The sequence below is a fragment of the Stenotrophomonas sp. SRS1 genome, from assembly GCF_026130205.1.
Classification (GTDB): Bacteria; Pseudomonadota; Gammaproteobacteria; order Xanthomonadales; family Xanthomonadaceae; genus Stenotrophomonas; species Stenotrophomonas rhizophila_B.
In genome coordinates, this window is sequence record NZ_JAINFD010000004.1 from 80,841 (window position 1) to 95,639 (window position 14,799).

The 14,799-nt window shown below is 66.6% G+C and carries 15 protein-coding genes; 7 read left to right on the forward strand and 8 right to left on the reverse strand.

The genetic code is table 11. The features are described from left to right. The first annotated feature begins 6 nt into the window (after positions 1-6). Genes K4043_RS15475 through K4043_RS15485 form a run of 3 tightly spaced genes read left to right on the forward strand, consistent with a single transcriptional unit; the run spans position 7 to position 1,088 of the window. Positions 7-462 (forward strand): hypothetical protein, encoded by a 456-nt coding sequence (locus K4043_RS15475; RefSeq protein ID WP_265309854.1) that lies wholly within the window; start codon positions 7-9, stop codon positions 460-462. A gap of 3 nt (positions 463-465) precedes the next feature. Beyond that, positions 466-672 (forward strand): RHS repeat-associated core domain-containing protein, encoded by a 207-nt coding sequence (locus K4043_RS15480; protein WP_265309855.1) that lies wholly within the window; start codon positions 466-468, stop codon positions 670-672. A 14-nt stretch (positions 673-686) separates the two neighbouring features. Continuing rightward, the gene (locus tag K4043_RS15485; protein ID WP_265309856.1) at positions 687-1,088 is read left to right on the forward strand and encodes a hypothetical protein; all 402 of its coding nucleotides are present in this window, start codon (positions 687-689) and stop codon (positions 1,086-1,088) included. Between the two features lie 94 nt (positions 1,089-1,182). Here the strand turns inward: K4043_RS15485 and K4043_RS15490 are convergent, their stop codons facing one another. The 3 genes from K4043_RS15490 to K4043_RS15500 form a co-directional block, all read right to left on the reverse strand. Further along, positions 1,183-1,893, reverse strand: coding sequence for a 2OG-Fe(II) oxygenase (locus K4043_RS15490; RefSeq protein WP_265309857.1), 711 nt, complete (start codon positions 1,891-1,893; stop codon positions 1,183-1,185). Positions 1,894-2,002: 109 nt separating this feature from the next. Then, positions 2,003-3,019: a class 1 fructose-bisphosphatase gene (locus K4043_RS15495; RefSeq protein WP_265309858.1), complete on the reverse strand. Its 1,017-nt coding sequence runs from the start codon at positions 3,017-3,019 to the stop codon at positions 2,003-2,005. A 131-nt stretch (positions 3,020-3,150) separates the two neighbouring features. Then, the gene (locus K4043_RS15500) at positions 3,151-4,353 is read right to left on the reverse strand and encodes an amino acid aminotransferase (protein WP_265309859.1); all 1,203 of its coding nucleotides are present in this window, start codon (positions 4,351-4,353) and stop codon (positions 3,151-3,153) included. A gap of 176 nt (positions 4,354-4,529) precedes the next feature. On the opposite strand from K4043_RS15500, the gene K4043_RS15505 reads away from it, so the two are divergent. Further along, a complete protein-coding gene (locus tag K4043_RS15505; RefSeq protein ID WP_265309860.1) occupies positions 4,530-6,656 on the forward strand; it encodes a TonB-dependent receptor in 2,127 nt (708 codons plus the stop codon). A 1-nt stretch (position 6,657) separates the two neighbouring features. On the opposite strand, the gene K4043_RS15510 is transcribed toward K4043_RS15505, so the two are convergent. After that, positions 6,658-6,999: a hypothetical protein gene (locus K4043_RS15510; RefSeq protein WP_102788774.1), complete on the reverse strand. Its 342-nt coding sequence runs from the start codon at positions 6,997-6,999 to the stop codon at positions 6,658-6,660. A 144-nt stretch (positions 7,000-7,143) separates the two neighbouring features. Here K4043_RS15510 and K4043_RS15515 point away from each other — a divergent pair, with 144 nt between their 5' ends. From K4043_RS15515 to ligD, 3 genes are all read left to right on the forward strand, one after another. After that, positions 7,144-7,539, forward strand: a complete 396-nt coding sequence (locus K4043_RS15515) for a hypothetical protein (RefSeq protein ID WP_121043771.1) — start codon at positions 7,144-7,146, stop codon at positions 7,537-7,539. Positions 7,540-7,634: 95 nt separating this feature from the next. Continuing rightward, a complete protein-coding gene (locus K4043_RS15520) occupies positions 7,635-8,576 on the forward strand; it encodes a Ku protein (RefSeq protein ID WP_123730959.1) in 942 nt (313 codons plus the stop codon). 6 nt (positions 8,577-8,582) lie between these two features. Beyond that, entirely contained in the window at positions 8,583-11,093 is a 2,511-nt protein-coding gene (gene ligD / locus K4043_RS15525; protein WP_265309861.1) for a DNA ligase D, read from the forward strand. On the opposite strand, the gene K4043_RS15530 is transcribed toward ligD, so the two are convergent. The 4 genes from K4043_RS15530 to adh form a co-directional block, all read right to left on the reverse strand. Next, a complete protein-coding gene (locus K4043_RS15530; RefSeq protein ID WP_265309862.1) occupies positions 11,094-11,489 on the reverse strand; it encodes a hypothetical protein in 396 nt (131 codons plus the stop codon). Between the two features lie 56 nt (positions 11,490-11,545). Next, entirely contained in the window at positions 11,546-11,923 is a 378-nt protein-coding gene (locus K4043_RS15535) for a DUF779 domain-containing protein (protein WP_265309863.1), read from the reverse strand. A gap of 81 nt (positions 11,924-12,004) precedes the next feature. Continuing rightward, positions 12,005-13,033: an alcohol dehydrogenase AdhP gene (gene adhP / locus K4043_RS15540; RefSeq protein ID WP_123730963.1), complete on the reverse strand. Its 1,029-nt coding sequence runs from the start codon at positions 13,031-13,033 to the stop codon at positions 12,005-12,007. A gap of 86 nt (positions 13,034-13,119) precedes the next feature. Continuing rightward, the gene (gene adh / locus K4043_RS15545) at positions 13,120-14,649 is read right to left on the reverse strand and encodes an aldehyde dehydrogenase (RefSeq protein ID WP_123730964.1); all 1,530 of its coding nucleotides are present in this window, start codon (positions 14,647-14,649) and stop codon (positions 13,120-13,122) included. Positions 14,650-14,799: the final 150 nt, after the last annotated feature.

Genomic DNA, 14,799 nt, shown 5'->3' on the forward strand with positions numbered 1-14,799 from the left:
CCACCGGTGGACATCGGGGCGCGCCCGACCAACAATCGGGGCAAGGCGCCGCGCCGCGGTGGCCTGAGGTCCACATCGGATATCCAGGGGAACCACATGTCATCGGCAGCCACCTCGGCCGCGTCGAACGCGGCCAACATCGCGATCAATGCCGCCATCACCGCAGCGGTGCAGCAGCAGCGCGACGCGTTGATCGCACACTTCACCGGCCATCAGGCGCTGTCTCCGCAGAGCGCGATCGCGGCGGACAGCATCGACCCTGCACTCCATGCGCCGCTGACGTACTACCGCGACAATGGCGTCATCCGCGATGCGGGCGCTGATCGTCTCTATCTGGATCTGGACGTGCTGGCCGGGTTGAAGGCGAAAGCGAAGCGCACCGGACGCAATGTGCTGATCACGGTGATGGTGTTGGCCGTGGTGGTGGTTGTCGGTGCTGTGCTGCTTGTCTTGGCACGTTGAGCGGTGAACAGGGATTGCCCCTGTTCTACTCGAATCCAAAGATCGCTGCGGCTCACGAGACATAGCTGCTTCGAGTGCATTGGTTTCCCAGGGCAGTACTACGATGCCGAGACGGGGCTTTGGTATAACGGCTTCCGGGACTACGACGCAAGTATTGCCAGGTATGTGCAGAGTGATCCGATTGGTTTGGAGGCTGGAACTAATAGATAAGGACAGGTCAATCCGTGGTTGACGAGTACTTCACCGTGTCGCTCCGGATATGGCATCCGACACTGTTGGGTGACGCGATTACCGGGGCGCTATGCTTGACACCAGAGGTCAGTCACAGCGTTGGAACGCAGAGGACGACTCCGTTTGGCGATCCCCTTGAGGGCCTCTACCGCTGCACCTACTGGAGTTTTCCGCTCGTCGAGAAGACACCGGGTGTCTTTACGGATGGGCTGAGTGAGCTGCTGAGGCGCATTGAGCAGTATCGCGGATTCTTCGCGCAGACCGCGCTCGACGGTGGCCGCACGGAACTCTTTGTCGGTGTCTTCAAAGAGGATTCGGTCGGGTTCACCCTTGAGCCGCACGTGATGATCGAGTTGGCCAGTCTTTCGTTGGAGCTGTCTGTCGATATCTACTGATATCGGCAACTACGCGCGGCTCGCCCTTTCGCACCGGTTCTGTCCGCTCACGTGATGATTGAACGCGGCAAGAGGCGATCACCAGGCAGGCCGCTCAATTCCCACCAAACAATTTCTGCGCACTCTGGAAAAGAACCCAGCTCGTCGCAATGAACTTGTCCCCACCCTGCGGCCGGTTGCCCCGATGCGTGTGGGTGAACGACGTCGGTGCGATCAACAGGCTGCCCGTGCGCGGCGCAACCTTGCGGCCTTGGAACAGGAACTCGGTTTCGCCGGCGTCGAAATCGTCATTGAGGTAGAGCGTCCACAGCAGGTGGCGGTGCAGCGTTTCGCCAGCCGGATCGCGTGGGTACAGCTCGCAGTGCCAGTACGGATAGCCACCCTCGCCCGCGGCATACCATTGCAGATTGATGGCACCGGGCCGCAGGCAGGTGCGGGCCAGGTCGGACAGCGTGGCGTCGTCCATGTCGGGAAAATCCTCGGCCGCCAACCGGCGCGGTTGGCCGTCGCTGTCCTGGATCTGCAACATCAGTGGCGAGATCAGGGCCTGTGGATAACGGCGTAGATAAGTCAGCAAACCCTTGAAAACCGCCTGCTGCAGCACCGCTTCGGCCTGCCGCCACTCGGGGCGCCCGCTGATGCGAAGATCCTTGCTGTGCTTGAGTTCCGGGAACACACCGCTGCCCACTTCGCCCGGCTGCAACTGCGCACTGGATCGCATCTGGGCCTGCAGGGCCGCGCAGACCTTGTTGGGGACGGCGTTGTGGATTACTTCGATGAAATCGAGCGGTGCGTCGGCAGTCATGGGGTCATCCGTGGGCACGAATGGCCGATGGTGACCGCTGCCGTGGCCGATGTCACGCCGTTGCCACGTAGCAACAGGGCTGACCAAGCGGCCAGCCCTGTGTCAGGAATCAACCCGCTGCGCTGTCGTGTTCGCGGTGGTAACGGGTGGCTTCTTCCACTTCATTGCGCGAGCCGAGGAACACCGGCACGCGCTGGTGCAGCTGATCGGGCTGGATGTCGAGAATGCGCACGCGACCGGTGGTGGCGGCGCCGCCGGCCTGTTCGACCAGCAGGCCCATCGGGTTGGCTTCGTACATCAGGCGCAGCTTGCCGGCCTTGGACGGATCCTTCGTGTCCCACGGGTAGATGAAGATGCCGCCGCGGGTCAGGATGCGATGCACGTCGGCGACCATGCTGGCGATCCAGCGCATGTTGAAGTTCTTGCCGCGCGCGCCTTCCTTGCCGGCCAGCAGGTCCTGCACGTAGCCCTGCATCGGGGTTTCCCAATGCCGCTGGTTGGACATGTTGATCGCGAATTCCTGGGTGTCCGCCGGGATCTGCATGTCCGGCGTGGTCAGCACGAACTCGCCCTTCTCGCGGTCCAGGGTGAACGCGTGCGTGCCGTGGCCGACGGTAAGCACCATCTGCGTGCTCGGCCCGTAGATGCAGTAGCCGGCCGCGACCTGCGCGGTGCCCGGCTGCAGGAAGCTGGCATCGCTGGGCTGCTCGGTGCCCGGCGGGCAGCGCAGCACCGAGAAGATGGTGCCGACCGACACGTTGACGTCGATGTTGGAGCTGCCATCGAGGGGATCGAACAGCAGCAGGAAGTCACCGCGCGGGTAGGTGTCGGGCACCGGCTGGCAGTGATCCATTTCTTCCGAGGCGCAGGCGGCGAGGTGGCCGCCCCAGGCGTTGGCTTCCAGCAGGATCTCGTTGCTGATCACGTCCAGCTTCTTCTGCGCTTCGCCCTGCACGTTGCCGGTACCGGCTTCGCCGAGCACACCGCCCAGCGCGCCCTTGCTGACCGCGATGGAGATGCTGGTGCAGGCGCGGGCGACGACAGCGATCAGCTGGCGCAGATCGGCGTTGATGCGGCCGGCATGTTGCTCTTCGATCAGATAGCGGGTCAGCGACGTCTGGGACATGGAATCAGGCGGCCTTCAGAGGGGAAGCGCCTATTGTCGCCCTTCGCCGGAGCCATTACGAGGCGCGGGCGGCATCGCATAGCAGAACGGCCGCGCATGGCGGCCGTTCTGCTTCACAGGGGCAACACTGCTCAGCCCTTGCTGACGGTCGCCACCGCCTTGGCCACGTATGCCAGGTTGCCCTGGTTGAGTGCGGCCACGCAGATGCGGCCGGTACCGACGGCGTAGATCGCGAACTCGTCGCGCAGGCGGTCCACCTGGGCGCGGCTCAGGCCCGAGTAGGAGAACATGCCGGCCTGGTCGTTGATGAAGGCGTATTCCGGTGCGCCGGCGGCAACCAGGTTCTCCACCAGGCCATGACGCAGGGCGTGGATGCGTTCACGCATCTCGGTCAGTTCCGCTTCCCACACCTGGCGCAGCTCAACGCTGTTGAGCACGCCGGCCACCAGCGCAGCGCCGTGGTTGGACGGGCTGGAGTAGATCGTGCGGATGATGCGCTTGACCTGCGACTGCACGGCCTTGGCCGCGTTCGCGTCCGGGGCGACCACCGACAGCGCGCCAATACGCTCGCCATACAGCGAGAACGACTTGGAGTACGAGTTGGCGACCACGAAGCTGTCGATGCCGGCCTCGGCGATGATGCGCACGGCGGCGCCATCTTCGCTGATGCCCTTGTCGAAGCCCTGGTAGGCCATGTCGATGAACGGGAACAGTTGGCGATCCTTCAGCAGCTCGGCCACCTGCTTCCACTGCGCGACGGTGAGGTCGGCACCGGTCGGGTTGTGGCAGCACGCGTGCAGCAGCACCACGGTGCCCGGCTGCAGCTTGCCCAGGTCGGCCAGCATGCCGTCGAAGTCCACGCCATGGGTGGCGGCATCGAAGTAGGTGTAATCGACCACGTCGAAGCCGGCCGCGCCGAACACCGCGCGATGGTTTTCCCAGCTCGGGTTGCTGATCGCGATGGTGGCGTGCGGCAGCAGCTTGTGCAGCAGGTCCGCGCCGACGCGCAGCGCACCGCTGCCGCCGATGGTCTGCGAGGTGGCCACGCGGCCAGCAGCCAGCAGCGGCGAGTCCTTGCCGAAGACCAGCTCGCGGGTGGCCTGGGTGTAGGCCGGCAGGCCGTCGATCGGCAGGTAGCCGCGCGGTTTGGCGTCAGTGGCCAGCTGCTGTTCGATCTTGTTCACGGCGCGGAGCAGCGGGATGCGGCCGCTCTCGTCGTAATAGATGCCCACGCCCAGGTTGACCTTGATCGGGCGGCTGTCGGCGTTGTAAGCCTCGGTCAGGCCCAGGATCGGGTCGCCTGGGACCAGTTCCACATTTGCAAAGAAGGACACGGCGGTACTCATTCGGATGACGGAAGGGGGAGGGTGGCGCGACGCGGAGTTGGCGGCAGAATCAGCCAAATCCGACCCATCGTAACAAAGCCCTGCCGAGGGCGCCGAGGCCGTCGTCACGTCCCGTTCCGTACCATGGCGTGCGGCACGCCCATTTACCGAGGATCCCGCCCCACATGCTCCGTCTTACCCCGCTGGCCCGCCACTGTGCGCTGGCCTCGGCCGTGTTGCTGCCATCGCTGGCGCAGGCCCAGAACACCCCCGACCCCACTGCCTCGATCGAGCGGCTGCCCACGGTCCAGGTCCAGGCTGCGCGCGTGGCGCAGGTGGCCGATATCGACCTGCCGGCCTCGCTGACCACGGTCTGGGTGGACGAGGACCGCACCGGGCCGCTGGCCCAGCTCTCCGAGGCCCTCAACGGCATCCCCGGGGTGGTTGCCCGTGATCGCCAGAACTATGCGCAGGACACCCAGCTCTCGATCCGTGGCTTCGGCGCGCGCTCGACGTTTGGCGTGCGCGGCGTGCGGGTGCTGGTGGACGGTGTGCCGGCCACCATGCCCGACGGCCAGGGCCAGCTCTCCCACGCCAGCCTGCTCTCAGCGCAGCGCGTGGAGGTGCTGCGCGGGCCGTTCTCGGCGCTGTACGGCAACTCTTCCGGCGGCGTGGTCCAGGTGTGGAGCGCGGACGGCGCCGAAGGCGACCCGTGGCGCCTGCGGCTGGATACCGGCAGCGACAACACCCTCAGCGCCGGCGCCCAGCTGCGTGGCGTGCAGGGGTCGATCCGCTACAACGTCGCCGCCAACCACTTCCGCACCGATGGCTGGCGCGATCACAGCCAGGCCCGACGGGAATCGGTCAACGCCCGCTTGGGTACGGATGCCGGCGGCGGCCAGCTGGATCTGGTCCTGAACTACTTCGATGCGCCCGACGCACAGGATCCGCTCGGTCTCACCCGCGCCCAGGTGCGCGAGAACCCGCGCCAGGCGACCGCGGTGGCTACCCAGTACAACACGCGCAAATCCGTGCGCCAGGCCCAGGCCGGGCTGGTGTTCACCCGAACGGAGGGCGCGCAGACCTGGCGTGCGATGGGCTATGCCGGCCAGCGCAGCGTGGAGCAGTATTTGGCGATCCCGCCGGGGCCGCAGGCCAACCCGCTGCACGCCGGTGGGGTGATCGATCTGGACGGGGCCTATGGCGGTCTCGACGCGCGCTGGGCGTGGCACGGTGACTGGGCCGGACGCCCTCTGGACATCGTGATTGGCGGCAATGCCGACCGTCAGCAGCAGGATCGTCGTGGTTACGAGAACTTCGTCGGGGATCAGGTCGGCATCAAGGGCCGCCTGCGCCGCGACCAGAGCGACCGGGTCGAGAACGTGGACCAGTTCGCGCAGGCGTGGTGGCAGTGGGCGCCGCGCTGGTCGTTGCTGCTGGGGGTGCGCCACAGCACGGTCCGTTTCCGCTCCAATGACCAGTACATCACCGCCGGTAATCCGGACGACAGCGGTTCGCGTCGCTACGAAGCGACCACCCCGGTGGCCGGGGTGGTGTTCCGCGCCAGCGATGCCTGGCGGCTGTATGCCTCGGCCGGACGTGGCTTCGAAACGCCGACCTTCAACGAGCTGGGCTATCGCGCCGATGGCCAGGCCGGGCTGGCGCTGGATCTCTCGGCCGCCCGCAGCCGCAACCTGGAAGTCGGCAGCAAGTGGCACGGGCAACGTGGCGCGCAGGTCGAGGCGGCGCTGTTCCGCGCCGATACCGATGACGAGCTGGCCGTGGCGAGCAACAGCGGTGGCCGCAGCACCTACCGCAACATCGGCCGCACGCGCCGCCAGGGCGCGGAGGCCAGCTATGTGCAGCCGCTGGGGGCGCAGGCGGATCTTTCGCTGGCCTACACCTGGATCGAAGCCACCGTGCGTGATCCGTATGCGCTGTGCGCGGCCGCTGGATGCAACACGGTGACCTCCGGCTCACGCCTGCCGGGTGTACCCAGGCAGCAGTGGAACGCGCGGGTGCAGTACCGCCCGGGCCCGTGGCAGTGGGCCGCCGAGGTGGTGGCCTCCAGCGACACCGTGGTCAACGATCTGGCCACCGACAGCGCGCCGGGCTATGCCCTGCTGAACCTGGAGGTATCGCGGCGCTGGACTACCGCGCAGGGCACGCTGCGTGCTTTCGCCCGGGTCGACAATGCGCTGGACCAGCGCTACATCGGCTCGGTGATCGTCAACGACGGCAACCAGCGCTTCTTCGAACCCGGCCCGGACCGCCGCTACAACGTCGGGCTGCAGTGGCAGTGGGCGCCCTGATCTAGCGCGGCGGCTTGGCCGGCACGAAGGGTGAGGTCGGGTCGCTGGCCGGGAATGTCTCTTCCAGCGCCTCGTCCTGGTTGTCGCTGGCGTGTTCCTTGCGCTGGCGGCGCTGGTATTCATCTTCGCGGCGATGATGACCGGCCGGGCCTTTCTCGCCGGCCGCTGAATCCTTGCGGTCGCGCGGGACGGGATCGGGCGTGACCGCCACCGGCAGGTGATCGGGTGCGTCGTCGGGCACGGACATGCCGGCGCCGCGGTCTTCGGCGTCCTGGTTGTCATGTTTGGCGCGCTGCTCGCCGGGGACCGGGGCGGTGGCGTCGCGCAGGGGATCGCGGGGCATGGGAGTTCTCCAGTAGCGGTGCCCTCCACTACAGCGCGCGGCGGGTGAAGTCGCTGCGAATCCCTTTGCATCAACGAATTTGTCACGGCTGGATAACGGCGGCCGGTCTATTCCTGCCTGCCCCGCCGCTGTCGGAGTCGTGTCATGCCCCGCCTGGACCGCCGTGCCGCACCCGCGTTGTTCAACGCCTACCTGCAGCCGGAACGGAGCGGGCGCCGCGCGCGCCGTGACCGTGCCGAGGACGCGCAGGCGGTTGCACAGGACTACCTGCAGTACATGCGCAGCGATTACGAGCAGCGCCGCAGTCATGGCCGGCGCAGCTGGCGCGATCTCTATCCCGCTTACGCGTTCGCACTGACCACGCACTACGCGGACTGGCCGCGCGGTGCCGATGACACCGATGGCGAGCTGGCCGAGCACTGGGAACAGATGCGCGGGCAGTCGCGACTGGGCTGGCATCAGGCCCGCGCCGTGGTCGAAGACGCGTGGCTGGCGCTGGACCACATGCCGGCGGCGGCGGTGCACGGCCTGCTCCAGTAGCGGCGGCGTGCAGCCGGCCTGCACAGCCCGGACACAGGCGTTTCACGTGCTGCGCGGTACAGCTGCCCTCCCTGAGGTGTTGGAGTGGCGCCACCATGGCCCGACCAATCTGGACCGGCACGCTGTCATTCGGGCTGCTCAATGTCCCGGTGTCGCTGATGTCCGGCGAACGCAATGTGGATCTTCACTTCCGGATGCTCGATTCGCGCGACCGCAAACCGATCCGCTTCGAGCGGGTCAACGCCGATACCGGCGAGGAAGTGCCGTGGAAGGACATCGTCAAGGCCTACGAGTACGACAAGGGCAGCTACGTCGTACTGGAAGAGGACGACATCCGCTCGGCCGCGCCGGAAAGCCATGAGGCGGTGGAGGTGGAGACGTTTGTCGATGCCGGCACCATCGACCCGCGCTACTACGAAAAGCCCTACCTGCTGGTGCCCGCCAAGAAAGCCGAGAAAGGCTACGTGCTGCTGCGCGAAACGCTGCGCAGCACCGGCAAGGTCGGCATCGCGCGGGTCGTGGTGCGCACCCGCGAGTACCTGTGCGCGGTGATGCCGCATGGCGATGCACTGGTGCTGATGATCCTGCGCTATCCGCAGGAGCTGGTGGACCCGGAAGACTACAAGCTGCCCAGCGGCAGCCTGGCCGAGTACCGCATCAACAGCAAGGAAACCGCCATGGCCGAGCAGCTGATCGAGTCGATGTCCGGCGAGTGGAAGCCGGATGAGTACCACGATGAATTCCGCGAGCGCCTGCACACGTTGCTGAAGAAGCGGATCAAGGCCAAGGGCGGCACCACCAAGGTGGAGGAAGAGCCGGTCCCGCGCGACGACGATGCGACCAACGTGGTCGACTTCATGTCGTTGCTGCAGAAGAGCCTGGATGCCAAGAAGCGCACGCCGGCCGCCACCAGGACAGCGGCCAAGAAGGCCACGGCCAAGGTCGCCAAACCCACGGCTGCCAAAAAAGCGACCAAGACTGCGGGCAAAGCGACCAAGAAAGCCACCAAGCGTGCGCCTGCGCGCAAAGCCGGGTAAGCCCACGTGTCCCTGCAGGAATACCGCCGTAAACGCCGCTTTGACGGCACCCCCGAGCCGGACGCCGAGCGCCGCGGGGCGCCGGCGCGGCGACCGATCTTCGTGGTGCAGCTGCACCATGCCAGTTCGCGCCATTACGACGTCCGGCTCGAAGCTGACGGCGTGCTCAAGAGTTGGGCGGTACCGAAAGGCCCCTCGCTGCGTGTCGGCGAAAAACGGCTCGCCGTGGAGGTGGAGGATCACCCGCTGTCCTATGCGACGTTCGCCGGCGATATCCCCAGCGGCCACTACGGTGCCGGGCATGTGGACGTCTACGACCACGGTACCTGGGCCTGCGATGGCGATCCGCTGGAGGCGATCGCGGCTGGCAAGGTGGACTTCGTGCTGCACGGTGAGCGGCTCAAAGGTGGCTGGAAACTGGTGCGCACCGCCATGAAGGGCAAGCAGCACCAGTGGCTGCTGATAAAACGCGATGACGATGAGGCAAGGGATATGGAGGCCGATGATCTGTTGGAGGCGGCACCGAAGGCCGCCCCGGCCAGGAAAACCGCCCCCGCCAAGGCGGTGACGACCCGTGCCGCACGCAAGGCCGATGCGCGCTGGTCCAAACGCGCGCTGGCGCTTGAAGGCGCACGCGAGAGGCCCTACCCGCATGATTTCAAGCCGCAACTGACTGACCACCGTGCCACCGCGCCGGACGGCGAGCAGTGGCTGCACGAGATCAAATGGGACGGCTATCGCCTGCTCGCCGACGTACGCGAGGGCGTGGTTGCGCTGCGCTCGCGCGGCGGGTTGAACTGGACCGACGATTTCCCCGAGGTGGTGCAGGCGATCGAACGGCTGCCGGTGCGCGATCTGCGCCTGGACGGTGAACTGGTGGTGCTGGATGCGCAGGGCCGCAGTGACTTCACCGCGTTGCAGAAGGTCATCGACGGCACCGCGAAGCAGCCACTGCGCTATGTGGTGTTCGATATGCCGGGCATCGCCGGTGTGGATGTCAGCCGGGTGTCGCTGCTGGAGCGCAAGGTGCTGCTCAAGGATCTGCTGGGCAGCAAGCCGGACACCCTGGCCTACAGCGATCACGTGCGCGACCACGGCCCGGCGGTGTTCGCCGCCAGTGGCGAGGCCGGGTTCGAAGGCATCATCAGCAAGCGGATCGACGCGCCCTACGTCAACGCACGCTCGCGCGACTGGATCAAGATCAAGCACGAGAACACCGATGAGTTCCTCATCGTCGGCTATACCGAGCCCAAGGGATCGCGCAGCGGCTTCGGCTCGCTGCTGATGGCCACACCGGACAAGGGCGGGTTGCGTTATGTCGGCCGCGTCGGCACGGGCTTCGATGATGCCGCGCTGCGCGCGCTGACCAAGCAACTGACACCGCTGACCGTGAAGGATGCGGTGGTGGAGCTGCCCGCGCATGTGCCGTTCACCGCGCGCAGCGTGCACTGGGTGAGGCCGGTGCTGGTGGCAGAGGTCGCCTTCCGTGGGTGGGCCAAGGAAGGATTGCTGCGCCAGGCCAGCTTCAAGCGGCTGCGCGAAGACAAACAGCCGAAGGATCTGGGCGCGGCAGCCAACGTCACTACCGCCGCTGCGTCCGCCTCCGCCCCGGCGGCGAAAACCAGCGGCCGGAAGAAGGCCGCGGCTGCGCAGGAAGAGAGCACCGTAGCGATCAGCCATCCCGAACGCGTGGTGTTCGCCAAGGCGAAGATCACCAAGGGCGAAGTGGCCGATTACTACCGGCGCATGGCGCGCTGGATCCTGCCCGAGGTGGCGCACCGTCCGCTGTCGGTGCTGCGCTGCCCGGACGGCGTGGACAAGCCCTGCTTCTTCCAGAAGCACCACGGCACCGGGCTGGGCGGTGCGGTCAAGGCGATCCCACTGGAGCAGAAGAGCGGGCGCGAGGATTACCTCTACATCGAGGATGTGGAGGGCCTGCTGCAGCTGGTGCAGATGAACACCCTGGAGCTTCATCCCTGGGGCGCCACCGTCGATGATCCCGAACACCCGGATCGACTGGTGTTCGATCTGGATCCCGGCGAAGGCGTGAACTGGACCCAGATCAAGGCCGCCGCACGCGATGTGCGCGCCCGCCTGCAGGAAGCCGGGCTGGAGAGCTTCGTCAGGCTCTCCGGCGGCAAGGGCGTGCACGTGGTGGTGCCGCTGCAGCCCAAGGCCGACTGGGCGCATGCCAAGGACTTCTGCGAGGCGTTTGCGCAGGCCATGGCCACGCAGGCACCGGAGCGCTATGTGGCGACGATGAGCAAGGCCAAGCGCGACGGGGTGATCTTCATCGATTGGCTGCGCAATGCGCGCGGCGCCACCAGTGTGAGCTCGTGGTCGCTGCGGGCGCGGCCGGGCGCCGGCGTGGCGGTGCCGTTGCGTTGGGAAGAACTGGGTCGCATCGCGACGCCGGACGCCTTCCCGATGGCGAAGGCGCTGCAGCGCGCGGAGCGGTTGAAGCAGGACCCGTGGGAAGGCATCGAGCAGGTGAAGCAGGTGCTGCCCGGCAGTTGATCAGGCGCGCGCTGGCCGGAACCGCGTGCCCACCCACACACCCACGAATGCCTGCACCGGCAGCGAGACCAGCAGGATCACCACGAACCAGAACGGGAAATCGCTGCCGAAATCCCAGGCGGTGTAGATCGATGCGGCCGCGATCACCGCCCACACCACGCCGCCGTGGCTACGGGGCCAGGTCGGCGCATAACGGCTGGCAAAGGCGATCGCGGCGATGCCGCTGAGGATCGTCCAGGCCAGGTCCCAGGCCAGCTGCGGCTCGCCGCCCGGCGGAATGCGCAGCAGCGGCACCAGCCAGGAGCCGAGGCTGTTGACCAGCACCATCACCGCGAACGCGAACACGATGGCCAGCACGGACAGCAGTGGATTCTTCAGGGCGGACCACACAGGCATGGCAGGGGCGTCACGGCGGGAGAGCCGCCATTATGGACGGGTTGCCGCAGGGAATTTCAGACCCGGCCGGCCGCCCTGAGCTGGGCGAACTCGTCATCACTGAACAGCCGTGAGCGGACCAGGAAGCGCACGCCCTCGCCGTTCTCCAGCGAGAACATGCCGCCGCGGCCGGGCACCACGTCGATGATCAGCTGGGTGTGCTTCCAGTACTCGAACTGCGCGGGGCTGATGTAGAACGGCGCCCCGCCGATCTCGCCCATGCGCACGTCACGGTCGCCCACGATGAAATCGCCCTGGGCGAAACACATCGGCGAGGAGCCGTCGCAGCAGCCACCGGACTGGTGGAACAGCAGGTCGCCGTGGCGGGCCTGCAGTGTCTCGATCAGCTGCAGGGCCGGGAGGGTGGCCATCACCTGGAGCGGGAGGTCGGTCATGATCGGGGCTCTCCGAGCCGGCCAGCGGCCGGCACTACCGTGAAACAGGCGCTGCCGATGGCTCGGCAGCGCGCCGTGTGCTTACGCGCTCATGTCCAGCACCACGCGGCCTTCGATCTTGCCGGCCTGCATGCGCGCGAAGATGTCGTTGATGTTCTCCAGCGAATCGCGGGTGACCGTGGCGGCCACCTTGCCCTGCTCGGCGAACGCCAGCGATTCCTGCAGGTCCAGACGGGTACCGACGATCGAGCCGCGCACGGTGATGCCATTGAGCACCATCCCGAAGATGTCCAGCGGGAAGTTGCCCGGCGGCAGGCCGTTCAACGAGACCGTGCCACCACGGCGGACCATGCCCAATGCCTGCTCGAAAGCCTTCGGCGACACAGCGGTGACCAGTGCGCCATGCGCACCGCCGATCTCCTTCTTCAGGAACGCGGCCGGATCGGTGTTGCGCGCGTTGACGGTGATCGTCGCGCCCAGCCGCTCGGCCAGGGCGAGCTTGCCGTCGTCGATATCCACTGCGGCCACGTTCAGGCCCATCGCCTTGGCGTACTGCACGGCCATGTGGCCGAGCCCGCCGATGCCGGAAATCACCACCCACTGGCCGGGTTTGGTATCGGTGACCTTCAGCCCCTTGTAGACCGTGACGCCGGCGCACAGGATCGGCGCGACCTCGATGAAGCCCACGCCCTTGGGCAGCAGGCCAACGTAGGCCGCATTGGCCAAGGCGTACTCGGCGAAACCACCGTTCACCGAGTAACCGGTGTTCTGCTGGGCTTCGCACAGGGTTTCCCAGCCGCCCAGGCAGTGTTCGCAGTAGCCGCAGGCCGAGTACAGCCACGGAATGCCGACGCGGTCGCCTTCGCGGATGTGGCTGACACCCGCACCCACCGCGACCACGTGGCCGACGCCCTCGTGGCCGGGAATGAAGGGCGGGTTGGGTTTGACCGGCCAGTCCCCGTCCACCGCATGCAGGTCGGTGTGGCACACGCCACAGGCTTCGATCTTCACCAGGATATCGCCGGGCCCCGGACGCGGCACCTCGACTTCCTCGATACGCAACGGCTTTCCGAACTCGCGGACGACTGCGGCCTTCATGGTCTTGTTCATGCGTGGATCTCCGTGGATTGCCAAGGACTGCACTGTGGCGCCGGCCTCATGCCGGCGCCTTGATCGGGATCAAGCCCGGGGCGGGCTCAGAAGAAGCCCAGCTTCTTGGGCGAGTAGCTGACCAGCAGGTTCTTGGTCTGCTGGTAGTGGTCGAGCATCATCTTGTGGTTCTCCCGGCCGATGCCCGACTGCTTGTAGCCACCGAAGGCGGCATGCGCCGGATAAGCGTGGTAGCAGTTGGTCCACACCCGCCCGGCCTGGATGCCGCGGCCCATGCGGTACAGGCGCGAGGCATCGCGGCTCCACACGCCGGCACCGAGGCCGTACAGGGTGTCGTTGGCCAGCTCCAGTGCTTCTTCCTCGGTCTTGAAGGTGGTCACCGAGACCACCGGCCCGAAGATCTCTTCCTGGAACACGCGCATCTTGTTGTGGCCCTTGAACACGGTCGGCTTCACGTAGAAGCCGCCGGCCAGGTCGCCCTCGAGCTTGGCCTGCTCACCGCCGATCAGCACCTGCGCCCCTTCCTGCCGGCCGATGTCGAAGTAGGAAAGGATCTTCTCCAGCTGCTCGGAGGAGGCCTGCGCACCGACCATGGTGTTGGGATCGAGCGGATTGCCCTGCTTGATCGCGGCCACGCGCTTGAGCGCACGTTCCATGAATGTCTCATAGATCGATTCCTGGATCAGCGCGCGCGAGGGGCAGGTGCAGACCTCGCCCTGGTTGAAGGCGAACAGCACGAAACCTTCCACGGCCTTGTCGAGGAAGTCATCGTCCTCGGCCATGACATCGGCGAAGAAGATGTTCGGCGACTTGCCGCCCAGTTCCAGCGTCACCGGGATCAGGTTCTGGCTGGCGTACTGCATGATCAGGCGGCCGGTGGTGGTCTCGCCGGTGAAGGCGATCTTGGCGATGCGCGGGTTGGAGGCCAGCGGCTTGCCCGCCTCCACGCCGAAGCCGTTGACCACGTTGAGCACGCCCTTGGGCAGCAGATCGCCGATCACCTCCATCAGCACCAGGATCGACGCCGGGGTCTGCTCGGCCGGCTTGAGCACCACGCAGTTGCCGGCGGCCAGCGCAGGCGCGAGCTTCCAGGCGGCCATCAGCATCGGGAAGTTCCACGGGATGATCTGCCCGACCACGCCGAGCGGCTCGTGGAAGTGGTAGGCGATGGTGTCCTTGTCGATCTCCGACAGGCTGCCTTCCTGCGCGCGCACCGCGCCGGCGAAGTAGCGGAAGTGATCGGCCATCAGCGGCACGTCGGCGTTGAGCGTTTCGCGGATCGGCTTGCCGTTGTCCCAGGTTTCGGCATGGGCGAGCAGCTCGAGGTTCTCTTCGATGCGGTCGGCGATGCGGTTGAGGATGTTGGCGCGCTCGGTGGTCGAGGTCTGGCCCCAGGCCGTCTTGGCCGCGTGGGCGGCGTCCAGCGCCGCTTCGATGTCCTCGGCGTTGGAACGGGCGACCTCGGTGAACACCTTGCCCGTCACCGGCGTGGTGTTCTCGAAATACTGGCCGCTGCGCGGGGCCACCCACTCCCCGCCGATGTAGTTGCCGTAGCGCGGCTTGAAGATGGACTGCGGGTCGGTGGCGTGCGGCTTGGCGGACGTGACGGCATTCATGGTGCATCTCCGGATGGCGGTGGACAGGCCCGATAAGGGTCTGTTCGATGGCGCAAGGACGATGCCAACTTCCGTGTGGTGCAGTGCGGCAAGGCGTCACCCGGTGTACCGGTTGAAGAGGGGCTCGGAAACTGATGCGGTGCACCACGG

Coding starts and splice junctions, on each gene's coding strand:
- K4043_RS15490 (WP_265309857.1), bottom strand. CDS start 1,893: ATGACTGCCGACGCACCGCTCGATTTCATCGAAGTAATCCACAACGCC.
- K4043_RS15495 (WP_265309858.1), bottom strand. CDS start 3,019: ATGTCCCAGACGTCGCTGACCCGCTATCTGATCGAAGAGCAACATGCC.
- K4043_RS15505 (WP_265309860.1), top strand. CDS start 4,530: ATGCTCCGTCTTACCCCGCTGGCCCGCCACTGTGCGCTGGCCTCGGCC.
- K4043_RS15510 (WP_102788774.1), bottom strand. CDS start 6,999: ATGCCCCGCGATCCCCTGCGCGACGCCACCGCCCCGGTCCCCGGCGAG.
- K4043_RS15515 (WP_121043771.1), top strand. CDS start 7,144: ATGCCCCGCCTGGACCGCCGTGCCGCACCCGCGTTGTTCAACGCCTAC.
- K4043_RS15520 (WP_123730959.1), top strand. CDS start 7,635: ATGGCCCGACCAATCTGGACCGGCACGCTGTCATTCGGGCTGCTCAAT.
- K4043_RS15530 (WP_265309862.1), bottom strand. CDS start 11,489: ATGCCTGTGTGGTCCGCCCTGAAGAATCCACTGCTGTCCGTGCTGGCC.
- K4043_RS15535 (WP_265309863.1), bottom strand. CDS start 11,923: ATGACCGACCTCCCGCTCCAGGTGATGGCCACCCTCCCGGCCCTGCAG.
- adhP (WP_123730963.1), bottom strand. CDS start 13,033: ATGAACAAGACCATGAAGGCCGCAGTCGTCCGCGAGTTCGGAAAGCCG.
- adh (WP_123730964.1), bottom strand. CDS start 14,649: ATGAATGCCGTCACGTCCGCCAAGCCGCACGCCACCGACCCGCAGTCC.